The following is a 25,699-nucleotide window of genomic DNA, read 5'->3' as shown; positions in this document are numbered from 1 at the left end:
TTCCGATCCAGGCAATGGATCGACGGCTTCTCTCCCCCAGCTATAGGGATTTGACGGGGAGGAAACAACCTCTGGATCATAGCCCCCTTCTCCATACACAACCGGATGGAACGTTCCCATGCTCTCAGGCTTCGATGGGCTCCGCTTCTCGCATTGGCACCCGCAGATCCGTGACGATGGCGTCGTCGTGCTCAGCCTCGACCGCCAGGACAGCAGCGTCAATGCCATGTCGCAGGACGTGCTGCTCGAACTGGGCGACCTGATCGAGCGGATCGCGATGGACCCGCCCAAGGCGGTGGTGATCCAGTCGATCAAGGCGGCCGGCTTCATCGCCGGGGCGGACCTGAAGGAATTCCAGGAATTCGACCGCCGCGGCACCGTCAATGACGCGATCCGCCGTGGCCAGAGCACCTACCAGAAGCTGGCCGAGCTGCCCTGCCCGACCGTCGCCGCGATCCACGGCCATTGCCTGGGCGGCGGCACCGAGCTGGCCCTGGCCTGTCGTTACCGCGTGGCGTCGAACGATCCCTCCACCCGGATCGGCCTGCCGGAGACCCAGCTGGGCATCTTCCCGGGCTGGGGCGGCAGCTCGCGCCTGCCGCAGCTGGTCGGCGCACCGGCCGCGATGGACATGATGCTGACCGGCCGCAACCTGTCGGCCTCGGCCGCACGCAACATCGGCCTGGTCGACAAGGTCGTCGCACCGGCCGTGCTGCTCGATACCGCCGTGTCGCTCGCGCTGAAGGGCACCACCCGCCCGTTCAAGCAGCGCGCGACCGCCTGGATCACCAACACCTGGCTGGCCCGCAGGCTGCTCGCCCCGCAGATGGCCAAGCAGGTCGCCCGCAAGGCGCGCAAGGAGCATTACCCGGCGCCGTACGCGCTGATCAACACCTGGGCACGCACCGGTGGCAGCCCGATCCAGACCCGACTGGATGCCGAACGCCGCGCCGTGGTCAAGCTGGCCGGCACCCCGACCGCCCGCAACCTGATCCGCATCTTCTTCCTGACCGAACGCCTGAAGGCCCTCGGCGGCAAGGACCACGGCATCCAGCACGTGCACGTCGTCGGTGCCGGTGTGATGGGCGGTGACATCGCCGCGTGGTCGGCCTACAAGGGCTTCAACGTGACCCTGCAGGACCGCGAGCAGCGCTTCATCGACCCGGCCATGGAACGCGCGCAGGCGCTGTTCGCCAAGCGGGTCAAGGACGACAGCAAGCGCCCGGCCGTGGCGGCACGCCTGAAGGCGGATCTTGCCGGCGAGGGCGTGGCCCAGGCGGATCTGGTGATCGAAGCCATCATCGAGAACCCGGAGGCCAAGCGTGAGCTGTACCAGTCGCTGGAGCCGAAGATGAAGGCCGATGCGCTGCTGACCACCAACACCTCGTCGATCCCGCTGGACGAACTGCGCGACCACATCCAGCGTCCGGCGCAGTTCGCCGGCCTGCATTACTTCAATCCGGTCGCGCAGATGCCGCTGGTGGAAATCATCCATCACGACGGGATGGCGCCGGAGACCGAGCGCCGCCTGGCCTCGTTCTGCAAGGCGCTGGGCAAGTTCCCGGTACCGGTCGCCGGCACGCCCGGCTTCCTGGTCAACCGCGTGCTGTTCCCGTACATGCTTGAAGCCGCCACCGCGTATGCCGAAGGCGTCCCGGGCCCGGTGCTGGACAAGGCCGCGGTCAAGTTCGGCATGCCGATGGGCCCGATCGAACTGCTCGACACCGTCGGCCTGGATGTGGCGGCCGGCGTGGGCAAGGAACTGGCGCCGTTCCTCGGCCTGCAGGTGCCGGCCGCACTGGCGACCGTGGAACAGGGCAAGCGCGGCAAGAAGGACGGCCAGGGCCTGTACAAGTGGGAGAACGGCCGCGCGCAGAAGCCGGACGTCCCCGCCAACTACGAGGTGCCGGCCGATCTGGAAGACCGCCTGATCCTGCCGCTGCTCAACGAAGCGGTGGCCTGCCTGCACGACGGCGTCGTCGCCGATGCCGACCTGCTCGATGCCGGCGTGATCTTCGGGACCGGTTTCGCCCCGTTCCGCGGCGGCCCGATCCAGTACATCCGCGCCACCGGTGCCGACGCCCTGGTCGAACGCCTCAAGGTTCTGCAGCAGCGCCATGGCGACCGTTTCGCGCCCCGCCCGGGCTGGGATTCGCCGGTACTGCGCGAACCGGTGATCTGAGGATCGCCGTGACCTGAAACGACGACGCCACCGCAGGGTGGCGTTGTTGTTTCCGCCGCCGGCGTGCAACCAGAACACCCTGTTACCGATACAGGCCTCCCACCCCCACACCCCGCATGCGATCCTCCCGCTCTGTCCCCGCCAGCGAGACCGCCCGCATGACGACCATCATCGCCCCCCGCATCCATGACATCGGTGGCCTGCAGGTGCGCCGCGCCGTGCCGACCCTGCAGGCGCGCAGCGTCGGCCCCTTCGTCTTCGTCGACCAGATGGGCCCGGCCGTGCTCTCCCCCGGCACTGGCATCGACGTGCGCCCGCACCCCCACATCGGCCTGGCCACCGTCACCTTCCTGTGGTCCGGCGCCATCGGCCACCGCGACACCCTCGGCTCGGACCAGGTCATCCGCCCCGGTGACGTCAACTGGATGACCGCCGGCCGCGGCATCGCCCACTCCGAACGGACGCCCGCCATCGAGCGCGAACACGACCATCCGCTGCACGGCATGCAGACCTGGCTGGCACTGCCGAAGAGTGCCGAAGAGACCGATCCCGCGTTCTACCACCATGCCGCCGACACCCTGCCCCAGCAGCGCCGCAACGGTGCGTGGCTGCGCGTCATCGCCGGCCGCGCGTACGGCGAAGAATCCCCGGTCAAGGTGTTCGCCGATACCCTCAACGTCGCCATCGATCTCGACGCCGATGCGGAGATCGACCTGGATACCGGCCACGCCGAGCGTTCGCTGTACATCCTCGAAGGCCAGGCCCAGCTCGATGGCGTGGACGTTCCCGCCCAGCACCTGATCATTCCCGAGCCCGGCGCCCGCGGCCGCCTGCGCGCCAAGACCCCGATCAAGGCGATGCTGATGGGCGGCGAGCCACTCGATGGCCCGCGCCATCTCTGGTGGAACTTCGTCTCCAGCTCCACCGAGCGGATCGAGCAGGCCAAGCACGACTGGGAATCCGGCCGCTTCGGCACGATTCCGGGCGACGACAAAGAGTTGATTCCGCTGCCCGCGTACTGAGCCGCACACCCGGCGGCCAACCGTTCGTCGGGTCTTGACGTGACCGTCACCCCGATGAACCCCGATTCAGCTACGTTGCGCCTGCCCACCCCGGGCATAACGTGGAGCACATCGATGAGCATGGGCAAGCGTCTGGCCGCCGAGTTCCTGGGCACGTTCTGGTTGGTATTGGGTGGGTGTGGCAGCGCCGTGCTGGCCGCCAAGTTCGGCGGCGACGGCAATCCGCTGGGGATCGGTTTCGTGGGCGTCGCGCTGGCCTTCGGCCTGACCGTGCTGACCGGCGCCTATGCGTTCGGGCATGTCTCCGGCGCGCACTTCAATCCGGCGGTCAGCGTCGGCCTGTGGGCCGGCGGCCGCTTCCCGGCCCGTGACCTGCTCCCCTACATCGTCGCGCAGGTGCTCGGCGGTGCGCTGGCCGGCTTCATCCTGCTGCAGATCGCCTCCGGCGCGCCCGGCTTCCAGATCGATGGCAGCCAGGCCGGCGCATTCGCCAGCAACGGGTATGGCGCACTCTCACCGGGAGGCTACAGCGTCGCGGCCGCGTTCCTGTGCGAAGTGGTGCTGACCGCCTTCTTCCTGATCGTCATCATGGGCTCGACCCACGGCAACGCACCGGCGGGCTTTGCACCGATCGCGATCGGCCTGGCCCTGACCCTGATCCACCTGATCAGCATTCCGGTCACCAATACCTCGGTCAACCCGGCCCGCTCCACCGCCGTGGCCCTGTTCGCCGGCAGCGGTGCGCTGAGCCAGCTCTGGCTGTTCTGGCTGGCGCCGCTGCTGGGCGGCCTGATCGGCGGCATCGTCTACAAATGGATGGGCGCGGCGCCCCGCTGAGGATCCGGCCGGGCGGCCTCGCGCTGCCCGGCCAGCGGTGCAGAAAGGTTCACCTGAAACCGTTATTTGTACACTGAGTCACATTCCGTTAAGGTCCGGATCACTCGTCCGACATTGACGGCAGCGAGTCATCCGGTACGCGCGCGGGGAATGCGCCACCACGGCCTGGGTTGTCGACGGCCGCCGGAATGCCTGTCAGCGACGGACGCGATCATCGACCCTGGGGGAACCATGAACGTCCTGCGCGCTGTCGTGTGTGTGTGTCTGTCGATGTCTGCCGGCGCCGTTGCGGCGCAATCCACCAGCGAATGTCCGTCCCTGCCCGCCAGCAGCGGCCTGCAGTGGCAGGAACTGGCCCAGCGGGATCTGATCCTGTGCAAGGCCAGGACCGCCGATGGGCGTGAAGTGCTCAGCCTCACCCTGAGTGCCCGCAACCCGGAGCTGCCGTTGAACCGCGCGCTGCGCCAGGAAAAAGGCAGCTTCGCGGGTGAAACGCTGTACTGGTACCAGCCCGACCTGGGCGGCCAGAAACCGCCGGGCTACGACACCCGCCGCATTACCGTGGTGAAGTTCGACAAGAACCGCTTCGCGCAGATTGCGTTGTACGCGGGCGACAGGAGCGAACTGGGTTCGCTGCAGTCGCTGGCGCAGGGCATGAACCTGACGCCCTCGGCTGTCGCCGCCGGGCGCTGAGGAAGAGGCCGGGACGGTGCGCCGCACACATCCCGGAAGCAACGGTAGCGCCGACCGCTGGTCGGCGCCTCCCACCCTGTCAGGTGTCATGCCGTTGCCGGCCAACGGCCGGCACTGCCGCGCCTCAGAAGCGGCCTTCCTGGAAATCCACGAAGGCCTGCATCAGCTCCTGCTTGGTGTTCATCACGAACGGCCCGTGCCGCATGACCGGCTCGCGCAGCGGACGGCCCGCCACCAGGATCAGGCGCGCACCGGTTTCGCCCGCGCGCAGCGCCAGCTGCTCACCGCCGCCCAGCACCGCCATTTCCTGCTTGGCCACCGGGCGCGCATCGTCGCCCTCGCCGATCTCCAGCCCCCCTTCGAACACGTAGGCAAACGCGTTGTGGCCATCAGGCAGCGTGTAGCTCCAGCCCGCGCGCGCCTCCAGGGTGATGTCGAGATACACCGGGTCGGTGGCCGGCTGCACGATCGGCCCGACGGTGTCACCCACCTGCCCGGCGATCACCTTGACCTGCACGCCCTCGGCCGGCGCCGTCACCGGGATGTGGTCCGGCGCGAACTCCTGGTATTTCGGGTCCGTCATCTTGTCGCGCGCCGGGAGGTTCACCCACAGCTGGAAACCGCGCATCTGGCCGGATTCCTGCTCGGGCATCTCCGAGTGGATCAGGCCGCGTCCGGCGGTCATCCACTGCACGCTGCCCGGCGTGAGCAGGCCCTCGTTGCCGTGGTTGTCCTTGTGCCGCATCCGGCCGTCGAGCATGTAGGTGACGGTCTCGAACCCGCGGTGCGGATGGCTGGGGAAGCCGGCGATGTAGTCCTCGGCACGGTCCGTGCCGAATTCATCCAGCAGCAGGAACGGATCCAGGTCGGGCAGCGACGGCCCACCGATGACCCGCGTCAGGCGGACGCCGGCGCCATCGGAGGTGGCCATGCCACGGATGGTGCGCAGCACGCGCACCGGGGTTGGGCTGCTCATGGTGACTCCAGGGTCGGTGATCTATCGACAAGATGGCCTCGCCGGCCCCGCCGGCCAACCGTCATGCCCGCAACCGATTGTTCCAAGCGTGATGTTCCGATGACGTGCACGGGCACGCTCCCCACCCACCCTACGACCAAAGTACTAGCGGCAAGCCCCCGCCATTGCATTGACCCCGTCAGTGCCAAGGCGGACTCTTACGACGATCTCCAGGGAGACGCAATCTCATGAAAGGTTTTTCGAAACTGGGTTGGGCAGTCATCGCACTGCTTGGCGCATTCTGTCTAGGCACCGTCGCGCTGCGCCGCGGTGAACCCATCAATGCGCTGTGGATCGTCGTCGCTGCGGTCTCCATCTATCTCATCGCGTATCGCTTCTACAGCCTGTTCATCGCCGACAAGGTGATGCAGCTCGATCCGACCCGGGCCACGCCCGCGGTGATCAACAACGATGGCCTGGATTACGTTCCGACCAACAAGCACGTGCTGTTCGGCCACCACTTCGCCGCCATCGCCGGTGCGGGCCCGCTGGTCGGGCCGGTGCTGGCCGCGCAGATGGGCTACCTGCCCGGCCTGCTCTGGCTGGTGGTGGGCGTGGTCGTGGCCGGCGCGGTGCAGGATTTCATGATCCTGTTCCTCTCCAGCCGCCGCAACGGTCGCTCGCTGGGCGATCTGGTGCGCGAGGAAATGGGGCCGGTGCCCGGCACCATCGCCTTGTTCGGTGCCTTCCTGATCATGATCATCATCCTCGCGGTGCTGGCGATGGTCGTGGTCAAGGCGCTGGCCGAAAGCCCCTGGGGCATGTTCACGGTCATCGCGACCATGCCGATCGCGATCCTGATGGGCGTGTACATGCGCTACATCCGCCCGGGCAAGATCGGTGAGATTTCCGTGGTCGGCCTGATCCTGCTGCTGGCCGCGATCTGGTTCGGTGGCAAGGTCGCCGCCGATCCGGTCTGGGGCCCGGCCTTCACCTTCACCGGCATCCAGATCACCTGGATGCTGATCGGCTACGGCTTCGTCGCCTCGGTGCTGCCGGTGTGGCTGCTGCTGGCGCCGCGCGACTACCTGTCCACCTTCCTCAAGATCGGCACCATCGTGGCGCTGGCGATCGGCATCCTGATCGTCATGCCGGAACTGAAGATGCCGGCGCTGACCCAGTTCGCCGCCAGTGGCGACGGCCCGGTCTGGAAAGGCGGGATGTTCCCGTTCCTGTTCATCACCATCGCCTGCGGCGCGGTGTCCGGTTTCCATGCGCTGATCGCCTCGGGCACCACGCCCAAGCTGCTCGCCAATGAGCGCCACATGCGCTACATCGGCTACGGCGGCATGCTGATGGAATCGTTCGTCGCGGTGATGGCGCTGGTGGCCGCCTCGATCATCGATCCGGGCATCTACTTCGCCATGAACGCGCCGGCCGCCGTGATCGGTCCGGATGCGGTCTCCGCTGCGGCCTACATCAGCAATACGTGGGGCTTCATCATCACTCCCGAGCAGCTGGAGGCCACGGCCGCGGCCATCGGCGAGCCGACCATCCTGCACCGCGCCGGTGGCGCACCGACGCTGGCGGTGGGCATCGCGCAGATCCTGCACGAGGCGATCCCGAGCGGCAGCAACGCGATGATGGCGTTCTGGTACCACTTCGCGATCCTGTTCGAAGCCTTGTTCATCCTCACTGCGGTCGATGCCGGTACCCGTGCCGGTCGCTTCATGCTGCAGGACCTGCTGGGCAACTTCATCCCGGCCCTGAAGAAGACCGAATCGTGGACCGCCAACATCATCGCCACCGCCGGCTGCGTGGCGCTGTGGGGCTACCTGCTCTATACGGGCGTGGTCGATCCCTTCGGTGGTATCCAGACCCTGTGGCCGCTGTTCGGCATCTCCAACCAGATGCTGGCGGGTATCGCACTGATGCTCGGCACCGTGGTGCTGTTCAAGATGAAGCGTGACCGCTTCGCCTGGGTGACCGGCGTACCGGCGGTGTGGCTGCTGATCTGCACCACCTATGCGGGCCTGATCAAGATCTTCGACAGCAACCCGGCACAGGGCTTCCTGGCCCAGGCACACAAGTACCAGGATGCGATCGCCACCGGCACCCTGACCGCGCCGGCCAAGACCGTCGGCCAGATGCACCAGATCGTGGTCAACGCCTACGTCAACACCGGCCTGACCGTGCTGTTCCTGTTCGTGGTGTTCTCGATCCTGTTCTACGCGATCAAGACCATCTTCATGGCCCGCCGCACCCCGCAGCGGACCGACAGGGAAACCCCGTACGTGGCGCTTGAGCCGCACCAGATGGCGGACCTGTGATGAGTACCGAACTCGTCCCCGCCGGTCAGTACCAGGCCCACCGCCGCATCTGGCGGCGCCTGGTGCAGACCGCGCGGCTGTGCTGCGGGATTCCCGACTACGACAACTACGTCCGGCATGTGCTGGAGAAGCATCCGGACCGCGTGCCGATGGACTACAAGACGTTCTTCCGCGAGCGCCAGGAGGCGCGTTACAGCGGCAAGAACGGGGGACGGTGCTGCTGAAGCCGCAGCGTCCGCACGGTCCCGACCGTTGATCGGGACACCGCTACAAAAAATCGGCGGCGCGAAAGCGCCGCCGTTTTTGTTGGGCCGCCCTGCGGCCGGGACCCGCCACGACCGTGGGTCGTGGCGCCTCGATCCCGCCTTACGCGCCGGCCATCCACTTCAGGATCAGGCCGGTCACATAGGCCAGCCCAGTCCCGGTGGCATAGCCCACGGTGCCCAGCAGCACGCCGACCGGGGCCAGCGACGGATGGAATGCCGCGGCGACCACCGGGGCCGATGCCGCTGCACCGATGTTGCCCTGCGAGCCGATCGCGAAGAAGAACAGCGGTGCGCGCAGCAGCTTGGCGGCGATCCACAGCACCAGGATGTGCGTGAGCATCCAGATCGCACCGAGCGCGAACAACCACGGACGGTCGAGCAGCGAGAGCAGATCCATCTGCATGCCGATGCAGGCGATCAGGAAGTACAGGAACAGCGTGCCAAGACGCGACGCACCGGCCGACTCCAGGCGCCGCGCGCGGGTGAAGCTCAAACCCAGGCCGAGCGCGGTGGACAACAGCACCACCCAGACGAACGCGCTGTCCAGGCTGAACTGGCTGGCCCAGCTCACGTTGGCCTTGAACCAGCCGCTCAGCGGTGCCGCGATGGCATGCGCCAGGCCGACACCGCCCAGTGCCACACCGACGATCACCATCAGGTCGGTGAGGCTGGGAATGCGCGCGTTCTGCGCTTCGTAAGCGGAAATCCGGGCCTTCATCTCATCGATGGCGCGGGTATCGGCCCCGTTGCGCGCATCGATCTGCTGGGCGCGGTTGGCGAGGAACAGCAGCACCGCCATCCACAGGCTCGCGCAGGCCACATCGACCACGGCGAACTGGCCGAACGTGGTCGCATCGGTGCCGAATACTTCGCGCATCGCCACCATGTTGGCGCCGCCGCCGATCCAGCTGCCGGCCAGGGCGGCCATGCCCTTCCAGGTATCGCCGGCCACGGTGGCCGGGTGGATCCAGGACATGGTCTGGAACGACACGATGGCGCCGAGGATGATGCCCAGCGTGCCGGCGCAGAACACCAGCAGCAGCTTCGGGCCGAGCTTCATGATGCCCTTCAGGTCGATCGAGAGCGTCAGCAGCACCAGCGCGGCGGGCAGCAGCACGTCACGGGCGATCGGGTTGTAGAGCGAGGTGTTGTGGCCATCGATGAGGCCGGCGGTGTTGTAGATGGCCGGGATGAAGTAGCACAGCAGCAACGCCGGCACCCAGGCGAACACCTTCTTGAGCAACGGCGTCGGGCCGCTGGCGGCCCAGAAAATCACGGCGAGCGTGGCGGCGATCAGGCCGAGGCCGACGATGTCATTGGTGATCAGGGCAGTACTGGGTTCGGTCGGCATCACGCCATCCTCTGTCGATCGAAGGGATAAAAAAAAGCGCCGCATAGAGCGGCGCCTCCGGAGCTTAACATTGTCTTCACGAGGCCACACTTTGCAGCGCAGCGATCAGGGCGGTGACGACGCTGGCAGCGAGCCCCTGTCACTGCGTTCCGGCAGCGAAGCACCCAGATCGAGGATCACGCAGGTTCCGCGCGGCACGCAGGGCTGGATCTGCAGCGCCCAGCCCAGGTGTTCGCAGAGCCGGGCGATCAGCTCCAGGCCGATCCCGCTCTGTTCGTTGCGGTCGCCCCGCGCCATGCGCGCGTGCACCGCCGCGATCTCTTCCGGGCTCATGCCGAGCCCCGGATCCTGCAGGGTCACCACCGCCTGGTCGGAGACCTGGATGTGGATGGTGCCGCGGCCACTGTTCTCGATCGCGTTGCGCAGCAGGTTGCCGATCGCCGCCTGCACCACGCCCAGCGGCGCGATGATGTCCACCCGCGCCAGGCCATCGATCCCGATGCGCAGGTCCTTGTCGCCCATCAGGTGACGATGGTCTTCGATGATGTCCGGTACCAGCAGGTCCAAGGGAATGCGTTCGCCCAGTGCGGCCAACCGCGCAGGGTCGCGCGCGAGCACCAGCAGCAGCTGGATCAGCTGCTCCACGCCCTGCGCCGTGCGGTGCACGCGCTGCATCTGCTGCCGTGCACGCTCTGGGATGTCAGGCTGTCCGAGCGCCAGCTCCGAGGCCCCGGTGATCACCGCGATCGGCGTACGCAGCTCATGGCTGGCCGTGCTGATGAAAACGCGCTCGCGCTCGACGAACTGTTCGTTGCGCGCCAGGTAATCGTTGAGCGCATTGGCGATGACGTACAGCTCCGAGCTGGCACGCGGGTCCACCTCCACCCGCTGCCCGGGAACACCCGGGTGCAGCTCATCGATGCGCCTGGCCAGCGAGCTCAGCGGGCGCACCAACCGGCCGACGCCGAACGACGCCATCAGCACGGTGACGATGATCATCAGCACCCCGGCCAGCAACACCCAGCGCGTGGCGAACTGTTCCAGCTCGTGGAAGTCATTGATGTCCAGCACCAGCGCCAGCCGCCCCAGCTGCGGGGTCTCGCGGATCATCACCGCACTCTGGCGGTCGTTGACCATCACCCCGTCGTGCAGGCCCGGGTGCAGCGTGCGCAGGCTCTCCGGCACCGCAGGGCTGCCGTTGATATGGAACAGCCGCAGGGTGTCCGAATCCTGCCAGCGGTAGTGCGGCTCGTGTTCGATGTGGTTGACGATGCTGTCCAGCTCGGAGTTGAGCAGCGCGCGCCATGCCGAGTGCTCGGCGTGTTCATGCACATAGTTGCCCACGCTGAACACCGCCAGCGAGATCAGCGCCAGATAGCCCAGCAGCCACCACACCATGCGCCGGTGCATCGGCGCTGGCTTGGCCACGCGCTTATGCCACTGCATCGGAACTGTCCGCAGCCGACACGCCCAGGCGGTACCCCACCCGCGGCAGGGTATGGATCAGCTTCTGCTGGAACGGGCCATCCACGCTGCGGCGCAGCTCGTAGACATGCGAGCGCAGCAGGTCGCCGTCGGGCAGCTCGTCGCCCCACAGCGCGAACTCCAGCTGCTGGCGGGTGACCGCCCCCGGGCTGGCGCGCATCAGCACTTCCAGCAGTTTGCGGCAGGCCGGGTAAAGGTGCAGTGGCTTGCCGTCACGCTGCGCCTCCAGCGTGGCCAGATCCAGCCTGAGATCGGCCACCTCCAGCAGCTTGCGCGGGTTGCGACCGTTGGCACGCACCATCAATGCTTCCAGGCGCACTTCCAGCTCCGGCAGCGCGAACGGCTTGGTCAGGTAATCATCCGCGCCGGCGCGGAAACCGGCGATCTTGTCCGGCAGCTCGTCGCGGGCGGTCAGCATGATCACCGGCACTTCCGAACCGTGGTCGGCGCGCAACCGTCGCAGCACTTCCGGGCCTTCCATCCGCGGCAGCATCCAGTCCAGGATCAGCGCGTCATAGGGCTGCGACACGGCCAGGTGCAGCCCGGTCACGCCGTCGGGCGCGACATCGAGCAGATGGCCCCGGGATTCGAAGTAATCGAAAAGATTGGCAACCAGCTGACGGTTGTCTTCAATGACCAGCAGCCGCATGGGACACTCTCTTGACCGGTTGGGCGCATGGTAGCGGGAACCATGTCGGAATCCGGTCGCAATGGGGTGGTTACGACGCTTTTCCTACGCTGTCGGGGAGACAGTGGCTGTTTTGCCGATGAGCCTGGGCGTGACCGAATCCTCCTTCCTGCGGCGCTGGCCGCGTGTGCTGGTCTGCCTTGCCCTGCTGGTGGCGCTGGCGGCCGGCATCGGCCTGCGCCAGCCCTCGCCGCCGGATGAGCCGCGTTTCGTGCTGGCGGCCCGCGCCATGGTCGACTCCGGCCAATGGCTGCTGCCCCACCGCGGCAGCGAACTGTATGCGGAAAAACCCCCTGTTTTCATGTGGATGCAGGCGGCCAGCCACCAGCTGTTCGGCGGCTGGGCCGTTGCCTTCCTGGTGCCCTCGCTGCTGGCTGCCCTGCTGACCCTGTGGCTGACCTGGGATCTGGGTCGGCGGCTGTGGAGCCGGCGCGTCGGCGGGTGGGCGATGCTCGCCTTGTTCAGTTGCCTGCAGTTCGGCCTGATGGCCAAACGGGCCCAGATCGACATGGTGCTGGTGGCGATGACCACCCTGTCGCTGTGGGGGCTGCTGCGCCACCTGCTGGAGGGTCGCAACCGGCCGGCGCTGTGGCTGGCCGGTTTCGCGGCGGGTCTCGGCACGGTGACCAAGGGCGTGGGCTTCCTGCCGCTGCTGGTGCTGGTGCCGTTCGCCCTCTGGCGCTGGCGCACCCGTGGCACGGCGCTGCCGCCGGGCATCGCGCGCGATCTGTGGTGGCTGCTGCCGGCGTTCCTGCTCGGCACCGCGGTCTGGCTGGCGCCGTTGGGGGTGGCACTGCTGCACTCGCCCGATCCGGCCCTGCACGCGTATGCGCGTGAACTGCTGTTCAAACAGACCGGCACCCGCTACGCCAACGCCTGGCACCACGTGAAACCTGCCTGGTACTACCTGCAGGTGATGGCGACCTTGTGGCTGCCCGGCAGCCTGCTGCTGCCGGCGCTGATCCCGGCCTGGTGGCGGCGCCTCAAGCGCCTGGACGGGCGCTGGTGGCTGCTGCTGGGCTGGGCCCTGCTGGTACTGGTGTTCTTCAGCGCCAGCCCAGGCAAGCGTGAGGTCTACATCTTCCCGATGCTGCCCGCGCTGTGCCTGGCCGCCGCGCCCCTGCTGCCCGGGCTGCTGCGTCGTGCCGGGCTGCGTTGGCTGCTGTGGGCCTATGTCGTTCTGCTGGGCGCGGCCGGGTTGTACATCGGCCTGCAGCTCTGGAACGGCAGTGCGTGGGCGCATGCGCAACTGGCACGGCGCGCCATGCCCGACAGCCTGCTGCCGGTGCTCGGCGGCTGGCTGCTCGCCTTCGGCGTGCTGCTGCTGGCCTTGGCACTGTGGTGGCGGCCACGCCGTGTCGGCGCGCTGGTGGTGGCGACGTCATGCCTGCTCTGGAATCTGTATGGCTGGGTGCTGATGCCCACGCTGGATCCGTACAGCTCCGCCTCCGCCGTGATGCGGCAGGTGGGCGCGCGGATCGGCCCGCAGGCCGAACTGGGCGTGGTCGCCTGGCGCGAGCAGAACCTGCTGCAGGCCGACCGCCCCGTCACCGACTTCGGTTTCAAGACACCGTGGGAGCAGCAATGGCAGGCCGCCGGCCCGTGGCTGGCGCAGGCGCCCGCGCAGCGCTGGCTGCTGGTGCTGGATGAAGCGATCAGTCCCTGCGTGGACCCCGCGGCCGTGATCGAGATCGGCAGCGCGAACCGCAACCGCTGGCTGCTGTTCCCGGGCACCGCGTGGCAGGCCGACTGCCACGCGGCGGTGACCGCGACCGACACCGCGCAGGACGAGGAAGACTGAACGGCAGGCCGCGCTTAACCGGCGGCCAACATCGCTCCGACCGCTCTCCGACACCCCGCTGACGACCATGGCGCCGGAATCTCCGCCGGCCCCTTTGTCCATGTTCCCAGCGTCCACCGTTGCTCTTTCCTCCGCGCCCGCTGCCACGGCCACGCCGGGTTTCCTCCGCGACCACCTCTGGGCTCCGCTGGCGTTGACCCTGCTCGCCAGTGCGGTGCTGATGGGCGCCGGGGGCGACCAGTGGCTGGCCGACCAGTGGTATCGCCTGGAAGGCCAGCAGTGGGCGCTGCAGAACGCCTGGTTCACCACGCATCTGATCCATCAGGCCGGCAAATGGGCCAGCAGTGTGGCGGCGCTCGTGGCGATCGTGCTGTGTTTCCACGCGTGGCGCAGTGAGCGTGCGGCCGGGTGGCGCTGGCCGCTGCTGTACCTGGTGCTGGCGGTCGCGCTGGGCACCGGTCTGGTCTCGCTGCTCAAGTCATTCACCAACATGGACTGCCCGTGGGATCTCACCCGCTACGGCGGCACCCGCGCGTTCATCGGCCTGTTCGCCACACGCCCACCGGGCATGCCGCGCGGGGTGTGCTTCCCGGGCGGGCACTCCAGCGCAGGCTTTGCATGGATCAGCCTGTACTTCTTCGCCCTGATGGTGCGCCCCGCCTGGCGCTGGCGCGGCCTGGCGATCGGCCTGCTGGCCGGCGGCGTGTTCGGGATTTCGCAGCAACTGCGTGGCGCGCATTTCCTCTCACATGATCTGTGGACGCTGGCCACCTGCTGGGCGGTGTCGCTGGCCCTGTACCTGCTGGTGGAACGCATCCGCGTGCTCGAACGCAGCGCGGCGCCCGTCAGTGCGCAGGGAGACGTGGCATGAGCGCCGCCCTCCCGCGTGCTACACGCTTCCCGGCGCTGGCCACCCTGCGCGCCTGGCGCCCGCAGTGCACCACCGAGACCCTGATCCTGCTCACCAGCGTGTTCTTCGCGGTCGCCTGCAACGGCCTGTTCTGGCACAGCGCGATGGCGACCCACCCGGGCAGCATTGGATTCGCACTCTCGCTGTTCCTGTTCCTGGTCGGCGCGCACAGCCTGCTGATGGGGCTGCTGGTCTGGCGCTGGAATGCCAAAGTGGTCCTCAGCGTGCTGCTGATCTGCACCGCACTGGCTGCGCACTACATGGGCAGTTACCACATCTATCTGGATGCGGACATGCTGCGCAACGTGCTGGCGACCGATCACAAGGAAAGCCGGGAATTGATCACGCCCACCCTGATCCTGCCGTTGCTGCTGTTGGCCTTCGCACCCATGCTGCTGCTGTGGCGCGTGCAGCTGCGCCGGCGCACGCTGGGCGCGGCGCTGCTGTGGCGTATCGGTTTTCTGCTGCTCTCGGCGTTGATCGCCTTCGGCGGGGCGATGCTGTCCTTCCAGGAAATGTCGTCGCTGATGCGCAACCAACGCGAAGTGCGCTACCTGGCCACGCCCGGCAACGTCCTGCTCGGCCTGCCCAAGGCACTGCGCGGTGACAATCCGATCCAGCGCGCCCCCAAGCTGCCGATCGGCATGGATGCCAAGGCGACCCCGCATGCCGCCGGCAGCCGCCCGCGCCTGCTGGTGATCGTCATGGGTGAAACCGCGCGCGCGCAGAACTGGGGGCTCAACGGCTACACCAGGCAGACCACGCCGGAACTGGCCCAGGCCGGGGTGATCAACTTCCCCGACATGCATTCGTGCGGCACCAGCACCGAAGTCTCGCTGCCCTGCCTGTTCTCGCCCTACGGTCGCCACGACTACGACGAGAAGAAGATCCGCGCGCACCAGTCGCTGTTGCACGTACTGGACCACGCCGGCATCGCCACGTTGTGGCGCGACAACCAGTCCGGTTGCAAGGGCGTCTGCGAGGGCCTGGAGATGCAGGCACTGGACGATGCCAAGCACCCGACCCTGTGCACCAACGGGCGCTGCATGGATGAAATCCTGATCGACGACCTCGCCGCCCAGGTCCGCGCCAGACCCGGCGACCGCGTGGTGGTGCTGCATCAGCTGGGCAACCACGGGCCGAGCTACTTCGAACGCTATCCGGCACGCTTCCGCCGCTTCACCCCCACCTGCGATACACCGGACCTCGGCAAGTGCAGCCGCGCGCAGATCACCAACAGTTACGACAACGCGCTGCTGTACACCGATCACCTGCTCTCGCGCACGATCGGCACCCTCAAGGGCATGGACGACTACGACACCGCGATGATCTACCTCTCCGATCACGGCGAGTCGCTGGGCGAGAAGGGTCTGTACCTGCATGGCGTTCCGTACGCGATCGCGCCGCAGGAACAGACCCGCGTGCCGATGGCGATGTGGTTCTCCCCGTCCTTCGCCGCCAACCGTGGGCTCAACCTGGCCTGCGTGCGGGAGCGCGCGGGCAAGTACACCGATCACGACAATCTGTTCCCGTCGGTCCTCGGGCTGATGCAGGTCAGGACATCGGTGTATGAGCGTGACCGGGATCTTTTTGCCGGGTGCGAGGTTTGAAGCGGACAGTCTGCTGTCAGATATTCGCTCTTCAGTTCGGCGCGTCGGCGGATAGCCGGACAAAGAGCCGCTGTTTCTCCGTGCGCACCGACCCACTGTCGACGGGGTGGTGTGGGTGGGTTGGCGGGACCATGAGCGCCATGGATGGCGCGACATAAGCCTACATGGACGTACTTGCGGCGGGTCCCGACAACCCACCCGCACCGCACCGCCCCACGGAGCACGGACGCATCGCCGTTGACGTTGGCGCTGCCAATCGAAACGCCCCCTGCTGCCCTGCCCCTTGCGGTGCGACCGGCGCTTCACTAGCCTTCGCCGGTCTGTCACCACCCAAGGATGTGCCCGTGAACCACCGCCCGCTCCTGCTGGCCCTGGCAGTCAGTGCTGCCGCACTGACGCTGGCGGCCTGCCAGAAGGAACCGTCCCCCGCCGATGCACCGGCTGCGGGCGCCACCCAGTCCAAGGAAACCGCGGACCAGTTCATCGCCCGCGTCAACGCCGAGTACAAGGCCATGTACCCGGAAATGACCTCGGCGCAGTGGCTGTCCTCCACCTACATCAATGACGATTCCGAGCGCGTCGCTGCCAAGGCCAACGAACGCTGGCTCACCGTCCTCAACGGCTGGATCACCCAGGCCGGCCAGTACGACGGCCAGCCCATGAGCGAAGACACCAAGCGCCAGATCCACCTGCTCAAGCTGATGACCTCCATGCCCGCCCCGCGCGACCCGGCCAAGCTCTCCGAGCTGACCCGCATCGCCAGCCGCATGGAAGGCGCCTACGGCTCCGGCAAGTACTGCACCGACGAAGCCAACCCGCAGACCTGTCGCCAGCTCGGCGATCTGGAACAGGTGCTCGCCCGCAGCCGCGACTACGACGCGCAGCTCGACGCCTGGCAGGGCTGGCACGGCACCACCAAGCCGATGCGCGCCGATTACGAACGCTTCGTCAGCCTGGTCAATGAAGGGGCCAAGGAAATGGGCTTCGCCGACGCCGGCCAGATGTGGCGCAGCGGCTACGACATGCCCGCCGACCAGATCGGACCGGAAACCGACCGCCTGTGGGACCAGGTCAAGCCGATGTACGAGCAGCTGCACTGCTATGCACGTACCAAGCTCGACGCCACCTACGGCAAGGACAAAGCCGAGGTCAACGGCGGCCTGATCGCCGCGCACCTGACCGGCAACATGTGGCAGCAGGACTGGTCCAACCTGTGGGACCAGCTGGAACCGTACCCCGGCGCCGGCAACCTGGACATCACCGCCGCACTGGAAAAGCAGTACCAGACCAACCTCAGCGGCGCGTTGGCCAAGGCCGGCAGCGGCGCGAACGTGGAGGCGCTGTACAAGGCGCAGCGTGAGGCCGAACTGCGCACCGCCAAGCAGATGACCGAGCGCGCGCAGGACTTCTACGTCTCGCTCGGCATGCCGGCCCTGCCGAAGTCGTACTGGGACAAGACCCAGTTCATCAAGCCGCTGGACCGTGATGTGGTCTGCCACGCCAGCGCGTGGGACATGAACATGGACGGCGACGTGCGCACCAAGATGTGCATCAAGCCCAACGAAGAGAACTTCACCACGATCTACCACGAGCTGGGCCATATCTATTACGACCTGGCCTACAACCCGCTGCCGCCGTTGTTCCAGGGCGGCGCCAACGACGGCTTCCACGAAGCGATCGGCGACACCATCGTGCTCGCGATGACGCCGCAGTACCTCAACTCGATCGGCCTGGTCGACACGCCGCAGGAAAGCCGCGAAGCCACCATCAACGCGCAGATGCGCATGGCCCTGAGCGGTGTGTCGTTCCTGCCGTTCGGCCTGATGATCGACCGCTGGCGCTGGGGCGTGTTCGACGGTTCGATCACCCCGGACCACTACAACCAGGCCTGGTGGGACCTGAAGGCCAAGTACCAGGGCGTGGCCCCGGCCAGCGCGCGCGGTGAGGAATTCTTCGACGCGGGTGCCAAGTACCACGTGCCGGGCAACACCCCCTACACCCGCTACTTCCTGGCGCGCATCCTGCAGTTCCAGTTCTACAAGGGCCTGTGCGATGCGTCCGGCTACAAGGGCCCGCTGCACCAGTGCAGCTTCTACGGCAACAAGGAAGCCGGCCAGAAGTTCTGGGCGATGCTGAGCAAGGGCGCCAGCCAGCCGTGGCAGGCCACGCTGAAGGAAATCACCGGCGGCGACAAGCTCGATGCCGGCCCGATGATCGAGTACTTCACCCCGGTCAACGAGTGGCTCAAGCAGCAGAACCAGGGCCAGATGTGTGGCTGGCAGGCTCCGACGGCCGCGGCTGCACCGGTGGCCCCCAAGGCACCGTAACGGCTGCCGCCGGGGCCCGCCCGGCGACAGCGGTAAAACGAAAAACCGGCCGCAAGGCCGGTTTTTTTTTGATGCGCGGCGTTATGACTTCGGTTTCAGGGCTGCCGCCAGCTCGACCTTGAACTGCTCGAAATCCATGCCGTCCGCTTTCGCCTCGGCATGCGCGGCGTCCTTCAGTGCATCCGAATACACCAGGCGCACCGGCGTTCCCTGGCGTTCGTGCAGTTCGGCGGCCTGCATGATCAGGGCCAGCACCCGCGCCGCGCTCCGCGTCTGGCCGGCGATGCGACCATCCATGCCCAGCACCCACTCGCCGTCCCGGCGGACGATGCCGGCCAGCAGCGTGCGCTGCTGGTCGCGCAGTTCGGCATGCGGCTCAACCGGCGTGGCGGTGGCCTGCTCGCGGTTGGCGGCCTGGGTTTCGCGGCGCCGGCGGATGTCGCGGCGCAGTTTGGAGGTGGTCGACATGGGAAAATCCGGACTGCGTCAAAGCGCCAAGGATACCGCACGGCCCCTGGCGGGCCTGTGCGGCAGGGGGGTCACTCGATGGGCGTCAGTACTTCACGGCGGCGCTCGGCGTGCCGCTCCCAGTACCAGAAGCTGCCACCGACGGCGAAGAACGCCGCGTAGCCCAGGGCCAGATGCAGGGGGTTGCTGCTGAGCATCGGCGAGACCACGCCGGCCACCACCGTGTTGATCATCAGCTGGATGAACATCTGCATGGACGAGGCCAGGCCGCGCTGATGCGGATACATGTCCAGCACGGCCAGCGCCAGGATCGGGAAGATCAGCGCCATGCCGACACCGCCCAGGAAGATCGGCATCACCGCCCACGGCAATGCGATCTGCGGCACCGACACCACGTAACCGAAATTCAGCAGCGCCGAGACCGCGCACAGCGCGAAGCCGATCGCGATCTGCCGCTGCGGCACGATCCGCCCGGCCATCCGGCCGGACAGGAACGAGCCCACGGTCATGCCGCCGATGGTCGGAATGAACAGCCAGGCAAAGCCGCCCTCGCCCAGTTGCAGGTGCTGCATCACGAACACCGGCGCCGAGGCGATGTACAGGAAGATGCCGGAGAAATTGAACGCACCGGCCGCGGCCAGGCGCAGCAGGCGCGGGTTGGAGCCCATGCGCGCGTAGCTGCGCAGCAGTTCGCGCATCGACAGCGGCGTGCGTGCTTCCACCGGGTGGGTTTCGGGCAGCCACTTGCTGGTAGCCAGCAGCAGCACCACGCCGAACAGCACCAGGAACCAGAAGATCAACGGCCAGTCGCCGCCGCCCAGCAGGATCCAGCCACCGATGATCGGCGCGATCGCCGGCGCGACGCCGAAGATCATCGAGACCTGGCTCATCAACCGCTGCGCATCGGCGCCGTGGTACAGATCACGGATCACCGCGCGGCCGACGATCACGCCGACACCGGCGGTCACGCCCTGCAGCGCGCGGAACACCAGCAGCGTGGTCATGTCGCGCGACAGCGCACAACCAATCGAGGCGCCGATGAACAGCACCAGCCCGCCGATGATCACCCGCCGGCGGCCGAACGCATCCGAGAGCGGGCCGTGCGCCAGGCTCATCAGGCCGTAGAACAGCAGGTACACGCTGATGGTCTGCTGCACCGCGACCTGGTCCACCTGCATGCGGTCGCCCAGCAGCAGGAAGGCCGGGAAAATGGTGTCGATCGAGAACGGACCGAACATCGCCAGGCCTGCGAGCAGCAGGGCCAGGCGGCGGGTCGAGGGTGAGGCGGGCGTCATGCGGGCTTCCGTCAGCGGCCGTGCGCAATGCGCGGCGGGCGCCAGCCCGGTACGGGCGGCGCCAGATGAATACGAGGATCCAGCGATCATAGGCCTTTGCCGCCCCCGGCACCATGCCCGGGGGCACGTTTCCGGGGTCCGGATGGCCCCGTATTCATGTGCTGGAAAGGCCCAGCGGCCGAAAGCGCTGGGCTATAATCGCCGGGCTACATGGTGGGAGAAGCGGACACCCGCTGCCGAAGGCGCAACGCCCGTAATCGCTCAGGCCCGATACCACCCGCATCAAAACTCTGGAGAGACCGGCGAATGCCGGCGCCGAAGGGGCACGAAGCACGCAGATGCGCGCTTTTAAACTCTCAGGCAAAAGGACAGAGGGGCACCCAGGAAGACCGCAAGGTCCGGTGGATCGCTGTCGCCCGCGACGCGCCCTGGCCCGACCGCCTTCCGAACGTGCGTGCCCACTCTCCGAGATGCCAGCCATGTCCCAGAACACCCCCTCCCTGCGCGAGCTTGAACACAGCCACGCGTTCGTCGAACGCCACATCGGCCCCAACGACGCCGAAATCGCACAGATGCTCGACGTGGTCGGCCACGCCTCGCTGGACGCGCTGACCGATGCGATCGTCCCGGCCGGGATCAAGTCGCCGGCACCGCTGGACCTGCCCGAGTCGCTGACCGAAGTGCAGGCACTGGCCAAGATCCGCGCCATCGCCGACAAGAACCAGGTCTTCCGCACCTTCATCGGCCAGGGCTACTACGGCACGCTGACCCCGAACGTCATCCTGCGCAACGTGCTGGAAAACCCGGCGTGGTACACCGCCTACACCCCGTACCAGGCCGAGATCTCGCAGGGCCGCATGGAAGCGCTGATCAACTTCCAGACCCTGTGCGCCGACCTGACCGGCATGGAGATCGCCAACGCCTCGCTGCTGGATGAAGCCACCGCTGCCGCTGAAGCGATGACGCTGGCCAAGCGCTCGGCCAAGTCGAAGTCCGACACCTTCTTCGTGCACGACGCGGTGCACCCGCAGACGCTGGAACTGCTGCGCACCCGCGCCGAGCCGATGGGCATCGTGCTGCGCGTGGGCACCCCGGCCGAGGCGATGGACGCCGAAGCCTACGGCGTGCTGCTGCAGTACCCGGATACCTTCGGCCATATCGGCGACTACAAGGCGCTGGCCGATGCCGTGCACGCGCGCGGCGGCCTGGTCGCGGTGGCGACTGACCTGCTGGCGTTGACCCTGATCGCCGCCCCCGGCGAATGGGGCGCGGACATCGTGGTCGGCAACTCGCAGCGGTTCGGCGTGCCGTTCGGCTTCGGCGGCCCGCACGCCGCCTTCATGGCCTGCCGCGATGCGTACAAGCGCTCGATGCCGGGCCGCCTGATCGGCGTCTCGGTCGATGCGCAGGGCAATGCCGCCTACCGCCTGACCCTGCAGACCCGCGAGCAGCACATCCGCCGCGAGAAGGCGACCTCCAACATCTGTACCGCCCAGGTGCTGCTGGCGGTGATGGCCTCGATGTATGCCGTGTACCACGGTCCGGAAGGCCTGACCCGCATCGCCCGCCGCACCCACCGCCTGGCCGCGATCCTGGCCGCTGCCCTGCGCAGCGCCGGCGTCAACGTGGGCGAGCACTTCTTCGACACCCTGCACGTCAAGGACATCGACGCCAAGGCGATCCACGCCAAGGCCGCCGCAGCGCGCATCAACCTGCGTGCGATCGACAGCGACGCGGTCGGCATCAGCCTGGACGAAACCGCCACCCGCGCCGACATCGTCGCGCTCGGCCAGCTGTTCGGTGCGACCGTCGACGTGGACGCACTGGATGCGGCCACCGCCGATGCGCTGCCGGCCGATCTGGTGCGCACCAGCGCCTTCCTGACCCACCCGGTGTTCAACACCCACCACAGCGAACACGAACTGCTGCGTTACCTGCGTTCGCTGGCGGACAAGGACCTGGCCATGGATCGCACCATGATCCCGCTGGGCAGCTGCACCATGAAGCTCAACGCCACCGCCGAGATGATCCCGGTGACCTGGCCGGAGTTCGCCAACATCCATCCGCTGGCCCCGGCCGACCAGGCCACCGGCTACAAGGAACTGATCGACGGCCTCGAAGCGATGCTGGTCGAGTGCACCGGCTACGACGCGGTCAGCCTGCAGCCGAACTCCGGCGCGCAGGGCGAATACGCCGGCCTGCTGGCGATCCGCGCCTACCACCGCTCGCGCGGCGAAGGCCATCGCGACGTCTGCCTGATCCCGGATTCGGCGCACGGCACCAACCCGGCCTCCGCGCAGATGTGCGGCATGAAGGTCGTGGTGACCAAGACCGATGCCAACGGCAACGTCGACCTGGACGACATCCGCATCAATGCGGAGAAGTACAGCGACCGCCTGGCCGCGCTGATGATCACCTACCCGTCCACGCATGGCGTGTTCGAGGAAGAGGTGGTGGACATCTGCGAGATCGTGCACAAGCACGGCGGCCAGGTGTACACCGACGGCGCCAACATGAACGCCCTGGTCGGCGTGGCCAAGCCCGGCAAGTGGGGCTCGGACGTGTCGCACCTCAACCTGCACAAGACCTTCTGCATCCCGCACGGCGGCGGCGGCCCGGGCGTCGGCCCGTGCGCGGTCAAGTCGCACCTCGCGCCGTTCCTGCCGAAGGTGCTGGGCGGCGAAGGCGATGTCGGCATGGTCAGTGCGGCCAGCTTCGGCAGCGCCTCGATCCTGCCGATCAGCTGGATGTACATCACGCTGATGGGTACCGCCGGCCTGCGCAAGGCGACCCAGGTCGCGCTGCTCAACGCCAACTACATCGCCAAGCGCCTGGCCCCGCACTTCAAGACCCTGTACACCGGCCGCAACGGGCTGGTGGCACACGAGTGCATCCTGGACGTGCGTCCGCTGGAGAAGACCTCCGGCATCGGCGCCGAGGACGTGGCCAAGCGCCTGATCGACTTCGGCTTCCACGCCCCGACCCTGAGCTTCCCGGTCGCCGGCACGCTGATGGTGGAACCGACCGAAAGCGAATCGCTCCACGAGCTGGATCGCTTCATCAACGCGATGATCCAGATCCGCGAGGAAATCGCCGCGATCGAAGACGGCCGTCTGGATCGCGAGGACAACCCGCTCAAGCACGCCCCGCACACCGCCACGGCGGTCTCGGCCAGCGAGTGGGCCCACGCCTACCCGCGTGAGCTGGCGGCCTTCCCGCTGGCCAGCCTGCGCCAGCAGAAGTACTGGCCGCCGGTGGCGCGCGTGGACAACGTCTACGGCGACAAGAACGTGATGTGCGCCTGCATCCCGGTCGATGCGTACAAGGAAGACGAGGGCGTGGAGGTCTAAGCCCTCCTGCCCTGAGGCAACAGCAGACGGCCCGCGCAAGCGGGCCGTTTTTGTTATGGGGTGCTGCCGACTCCCCGCCTCCCGACTCCCGGTTCCCGCGCGCTTTTGAAGGAGAGCGGCCCTCAGATTCTGCAGGCTGGGCGGGGGTGTGTGGGTTCGCGGGACACGCCGTGAATCCATCCATGGAGGCTCGTGTCGCGCCATCCATGGCGCTCATGGTCCCGCCAACCCACACACCCCAGCCCCTCGACAATGGGTCGGTCGCCTATGAGAAAACAAACGCAGATGCCGCGCGGCGGAGACGAGCCTCGGCACGCCCTGCGGTCGTCGCATTGCTTTTCAGCCAATCGCATCGGCATCGGCACCGGCGCTGGTGCTGGTGTTGGTGCTGGTGTCGAGCGTTGAGTACTGAGTGCCGAGCGCTGAGCGCTGAGCGCTTAGCGGTGAGCAATCAGACTCGAGAAGCGAGCAGCGCAGCGCCAGCTCGGCTGCTTTCTGCTTTCTGCTTTCTGCTTTGGACTTTCCATTGCCCACCAGCCCCCTGTCAAAGGGTGGGCATGGGTGGGTTGGCGGGACCGTGTGTTGCAATGGATGGCAACACACGAGCCTACAGGGACGTACTTGCGGCGGGTCCCGACAACCCACCCGTGCCCGCCCCAACCAGCGGACCCCAAAACCTGCCGCTGTTAGCTGTTAGCTGTTAGCTGTTAGCTGTCAGCTGTTGGCTGCAGCACGCACCCGACGCGAAATCTCACTGCTCGCCGCAATCACCACCGTCAGCGCCGCCATCGACAGGAACTGCACCCGCGTGTGCGCCTCGGACAGCAACAGACCGAAGATCAGCGCCAGCACCCCCAACCCGAACACCGTCAGATACGGATACCCCGCCATCCGAAACGGCAGACGCGTCCCATCGCGGTTCGCACGATGGCGCAGGATCAACTGGGACAACAGCGAAATCGTCCACACCAGCAGACACGTCGAACCCACGATATTGAGCAGCACCGGCAGCACCTTGTCCGGGAACAGCAGCTCCATCACCGTCGCCGCGAAACCGAACAGCACACTTGCCAGCACCGCGATGATCGGCACCTGGCGCGGGTCGGTCCAGCCCAGCACCGCCGGCGCCTCACGACGCTGCGCCAGCGAATACATCATCCGCGACGCACCGTAGAGATTGGCGTTCAACGCCGACAGCAGCGCGATCACCGCGATCAGCGTGATCGCCGTCGCCGCGCCCGGAATCTTCGCCGCTTCCAGCACCGCCGCGAACGGCGACTTCAGCGCCTCGCTGGTCCACGGCACCACCGCGATGATCACGCTCAGCGAACCGATGTAGAACACCAGGATGCGCCAGGCCACGGTGCGGATCGCACGGGCGATGCTGCGCTCGGGATCCTCGGTTTCGGCCGCGGCCACCGCCACGATCTCGGTGCCGCCAAAGGCGAATATCACCACCAGCAGCGCCGCGCCGATGCCGGCCAGCCCCTTGGGCATGAAGCCGCCGTGCTCGGTGAAGTTGCGCAGGCCCGGCGAAGCCACGTCCGGCAGCCAGCCCATCAGCAGCGCCACGCCGATCAGGATGAAGCCGACGATCGCGGCGACTTTGAGGATCGCAAACCAGAATTCGAACTCGCCGAAGTTCTTCACTCCGAGCAGGTTGATCGCGGTGAAGAACAGCATGAAGGCCAGCGCCGCCATCGGGACCGGAATCGCCGGCCATACCGTGGCGAGCAGGCCGGCCGCACCGACCGCCTCGGCGGCAATCACGATCACCAGCTGCACCCACCACAGCCAACCCACCGTCGCGCCGGCGGTGGCCCCCATCGCGTCGGCGGCATACACCGAAAACGCACCGCTGGTCGGCTTGGCTGCGGCCATTTCGCCCAGCGCGTTCATCACGATGATCACCAGCGCGCCGGCGACGAGATACGACAACAGGACCGCGGGGCCGGCGGCCTGAACACCCACACCGGAGCCGAGGAACAGGCCGGCGCCGATCGCGCTGCCCAGGCCCATCATGATCAGCTGGCGGGGCTTCAGCGCGTGCCCGAGGCGGGCAGCGGCGGGCGGGGTGGCGGGAGCCGGAGTCTGGGATGCGGGCATCGGAATCGATTGGCGGGCAACAA

At 67.3% G+C, this 25,699-nt stretch carries 18 protein-coding genes and 1 riboswitch; of the genes, 11 read left to right on the top strand and 7 right to left on the bottom strand.

Translation table 11 applies throughout. The features are described 5' to 3' along the window. The first annotated feature begins 118 nt into the window (after positions 1-118). From ABE434_RS09735 to ABE434_RS09720, 4 genes are all read left to right on the top strand, one after another. Positions 119-2,182: a 3-hydroxyacyl-CoA dehydrogenase NAD-binding domain-containing protein gene (locus ABE434_RS09735; RefSeq protein WP_346478681.1), complete on the top strand. Its 2,064-nt coding sequence runs from the start codon at positions 119-121 to the stop codon at positions 2,180-2,182. Positions 2,183-2,340: 158 nt separating this feature from the next. Continuing rightward, entirely contained in the window at positions 2,341-3,204 is an 864-nt protein-coding gene (locus ABE434_RS09730; RefSeq protein WP_346478680.1) for a pirin family protein, read from the top strand. Positions 3,205-3,318: 114 nt separating this feature from the next. Beyond that, positions 3,319-4,041, top strand: a complete 723-nt coding sequence (gene aqpZ, locus ABE434_RS09725; RefSeq protein WP_346478679.1) for an aquaporin Z — start codon at positions 3,319-3,321, stop codon at positions 4,039-4,041. A 231-nt stretch (positions 4,042-4,272) separates the two neighbouring features. Continuing rightward, positions 4,273-4,734, top strand: a complete 462-nt coding sequence (locus tag ABE434_RS09720; protein ID WP_346478678.1) for a hypothetical protein — start codon at positions 4,273-4,275, stop codon at positions 4,732-4,734. 124 nt (positions 4,735-4,858) lie between these two features. On the opposite strand, the gene ABE434_RS09715 is transcribed toward ABE434_RS09720, so the two are convergent. Next, positions 4,859-5,710: a pirin family protein gene (locus tag ABE434_RS09715; RefSeq protein WP_346478677.1), complete on the bottom strand. Its 852-nt coding sequence runs from the start codon at positions 5,708-5,710 to the stop codon at positions 4,859-4,861. Between the two features lie 227 nt (positions 5,711-5,937). On the opposite strand from ABE434_RS09715, the gene ABE434_RS09710 reads away from it, so the two are divergent. Together ABE434_RS09710 and ABE434_RS09705 are read left to right on the top strand one after the other, a co-directional pair. Beyond that, entirely contained in the window at positions 5,938-8,019 is a 2,082-nt protein-coding gene (locus ABE434_RS09710) for a carbon starvation CstA family protein (protein WP_346478676.1), read from the top strand. Beyond that, a complete protein-coding gene (locus tag ABE434_RS09705; RefSeq protein WP_019183464.1) occupies positions 8,019-8,243 on the top strand; it encodes a CstA-like transporter-associated (seleno)protein in 225 nt (74 codons plus the stop codon). The genes ABE434_RS09710 and ABE434_RS09705 overlap by 1 nt, the downstream gene beginning before the upstream one ends. Before the next feature lie 142 nt (positions 8,244-8,385). Here the strand turns inward: ABE434_RS09705 and ABE434_RS09700 are convergent, their stop codons facing one another. The 3 genes from ABE434_RS09700 to ABE434_RS09690 form a co-directional block, all read right to left on the bottom strand. Then, positions 8,386-9,636 carry a DUF819 family protein gene (locus ABE434_RS09700; protein WP_346478675.1) on the bottom strand — a complete coding sequence of 417 codons (1,251 nt, stop codon included), beginning with the start codon at positions 9,634-9,636 and terminating at the stop codon, positions 8,386-8,388. A 105-nt stretch (positions 9,637-9,741) separates the two neighbouring features. Further along, positions 9,742-11,082 (bottom strand): HAMP domain-containing sensor histidine kinase, encoded by a 1,341-nt coding sequence (locus tag ABE434_RS09695; protein ID WP_346478674.1) that lies wholly within the window; start codon positions 11,080-11,082, stop codon positions 9,742-9,744. Then, positions 11,069-11,770: a response regulator transcription factor gene (locus ABE434_RS09690; RefSeq protein WP_346478673.1), complete on the bottom strand. Its 702-nt coding sequence runs from the start codon at positions 11,768-11,770 to the stop codon at positions 11,069-11,071. The genes ABE434_RS09695 and ABE434_RS09690 overlap by 14 nt, the downstream gene beginning before the upstream one ends. 130 nt (positions 11,771-11,900) lie before the next feature. Between ABE434_RS09690 and ABE434_RS09685 the strand changes: the two genes are divergently transcribed. From ABE434_RS09685 to ABE434_RS09670, 4 genes are all read left to right on the top strand, one after another. Further along, the gene (locus ABE434_RS09685) at positions 11,901-13,610 is read left to right on the top strand and encodes a glycosyltransferase family 39 protein (protein ID WP_346478672.1); all 1,710 of its coding nucleotides are present in this window, start codon (positions 11,901-11,903) and stop codon (positions 13,608-13,610) included. Between the two features lie 100 nt (positions 13,611-13,710). Further along, positions 13,711-14,481: a phosphatase PAP2 family protein gene (locus ABE434_RS09680; protein WP_346478671.1), complete on the top strand. Its 771-nt coding sequence runs from the start codon at positions 13,711-13,713 to the stop codon at positions 14,479-14,481. Continuing rightward, the gene (locus ABE434_RS09675) at positions 14,478-16,130 is read left to right on the top strand and encodes a phosphoethanolamine--lipid A transferase (protein WP_346478670.1); all 1,653 of its coding nucleotides are present in this window, start codon (positions 14,478-14,480) and stop codon (positions 16,128-16,130) included. Before ABE434_RS09680 ends, ABE434_RS09675 begins: the two co-directional genes overlap by 4 nt. 344 nt (positions 16,131-16,474) lie before the next feature. Further along, on the top strand, positions 16,475-18,457 hold the full coding sequence (locus ABE434_RS09670) for a M2 family metallopeptidase (protein WP_346478669.1): 1,983 nt from the start codon (positions 16,475-16,477) through the stop codon (positions 18,455-18,457). 81 nt (positions 18,458-18,538) lie between these two features. On the opposite strand, the gene ABE434_RS09665 is transcribed toward ABE434_RS09670, so the two are convergent. Next, positions 18,539-18,925 (bottom strand): hypothetical protein, encoded by a 387-nt coding sequence (locus ABE434_RS09665; RefSeq protein WP_346478668.1) that lies wholly within the window; start codon positions 18,923-18,925, stop codon positions 18,539-18,541. A 71-nt stretch (positions 18,926-18,996) separates the two neighbouring features. Then, positions 18,997-20,220, bottom strand: coding sequence for a multidrug effflux MFS transporter (locus ABE434_RS09660; protein ID WP_346478667.1), 1,224 nt, complete (start codon positions 20,218-20,220; stop codon positions 18,997-18,999). A 280-nt stretch (positions 20,221-20,500) separates the two neighbouring features. Continuing rightward, positions 20,501-20,602, top strand: a riboswitch (glycine riboswitch). A gap of 88 nt (positions 20,603-20,690) precedes the next feature. Here ABE434_RS09660 and gcvP point away from each other — a divergent pair. Then, complete coding sequence (gene gcvP, locus ABE434_RS09655) at positions 20,691-23,570, top strand: aminomethyl-transferring glycine dehydrogenase (RefSeq protein WP_346478666.1); 2,880 nt, start codon at positions 20,691-20,693, stop codon at positions 23,568-23,570. Positions 23,571-24,284: 714 nt separating this feature from the next. Here gcvP and ABE434_RS09650 read toward each other — a convergent pair. Beyond that, positions 24,285-25,682 carry an amino acid permease gene (locus ABE434_RS09650; RefSeq protein WP_346478751.1) on the bottom strand — a complete coding sequence of 466 codons (1,398 nt, stop codon included), beginning with the start codon at positions 25,680-25,682 and terminating at the stop codon, positions 24,285-24,287. Between the last annotated feature and the right edge of the window lie 17 nt (positions 25,683-25,699).

The organism is Stenotrophomonas sp. TWI1183, assembly GCF_039673115.1.
GTDB classification, from domain to species: Bacteria; Pseudomonadota; Gammaproteobacteria; order Xanthomonadales; family Xanthomonadaceae; genus Stenotrophomonas; species Stenotrophomonas maltophilia_AA.
Note: the sequence above shows the minus strand (reverse complement) of the source record. Positions and strands in the feature narration are given on the sequence as shown.

What these genes read in the sequence shown, in the direction of transcription:
- gcvP (WP_346478666.1), top strand. Translation starts at nt 20,691, where the DNA reads ATGCCAGCCATGTCCCAGAACACCCCCTCCCTGCGCGAGCTTGAACAC.
- ABE434_RS09700 (WP_346478675.1), bottom strand. Translation starts at nt 9,636, where the DNA reads ATGCCGACCGAACCCAGTACTGCCCTGATCACCAATGACATCGTCGGC.
- ABE434_RS09690 (WP_346478673.1), bottom strand. Translation starts at nt 11,770, where the DNA reads ATGCGGCTGCTGGTCATTGAAGACAACCGTCAGCTGGTTGCCAATCTT.
- aqpZ (WP_346478679.1), top strand. Translation starts at nt 3,319, where the DNA reads ATGAGCATGGGCAAGCGTCTGGCCGCCGAGTTCCTGGGCACGTTCTGG.
- ABE434_RS09665 (WP_346478668.1), bottom strand. Translation starts at nt 18,925, where the DNA reads ATGTCGACCACCTCCAAACTGCGCCGCGACATCCGCCGGCGCCGCGAA.
- ABE434_RS09730 (WP_346478680.1), top strand. Translation starts at nt 2,341, where the DNA reads ATGACGACCATCATCGCCCCCCGCATCCATGACATCGGTGGCCTGCAG.
- ABE434_RS09680 (WP_346478671.1), top strand. Translation starts at nt 13,711, where the DNA reads ATGTTCCCAGCGTCCACCGTTGCTCTTTCCTCCGCGCCCGCTGCCACG.
- ABE434_RS09660 (WP_346478667.1), bottom strand. Translation starts at nt 20,220, where the DNA reads ATGACGCCCGCCTCACCCTCGACCCGCCGCCTGGCCCTGCTGCTCGCA.
- ABE434_RS09710 (WP_346478676.1), top strand. Translation starts at nt 5,938, where the DNA reads ATGAAAGGTTTTTCGAAACTGGGTTGGGCAGTCATCGCACTGCTTGGC.
- ABE434_RS09735 (WP_346478681.1), top strand. Translation starts at nt 119, where the DNA reads ATGCTCTCAGGCTTCGATGGGCTCCGCTTCTCGCATTGGCACCCGCAG.
- ABE434_RS09705 (WP_019183464.1), top strand. Translation starts at nt 8,019, where the DNA reads ATGAGTACCGAACTCGTCCCCGCCGGTCAGTACCAGGCCCACCGCCGC.
- ABE434_RS09695 (WP_346478674.1), bottom strand. Translation starts at nt 11,082, where the DNA reads ATGCAGTGGCATAAGCGCGTGGCCAAGCCAGCGCCGATGCACCGGCGC.
- ABE434_RS09720 (WP_346478678.1), top strand. Translation starts at nt 4,273, where the DNA reads ATGAACGTCCTGCGCGCTGTCGTGTGTGTGTGTCTGTCGATGTCTGCC.
- ABE434_RS09715 (WP_346478677.1), bottom strand. Translation starts at nt 5,710, where the DNA reads ATGAGCAGCCCAACCCCGGTGCGCGTGCTGCGCACCATCCGTGGCATG.
- ABE434_RS09675 (WP_346478670.1), top strand. Translation starts at nt 14,478, where the DNA reads ATGAGCGCCGCCCTCCCGCGTGCTACACGCTTCCCGGCGCTGGCCACC.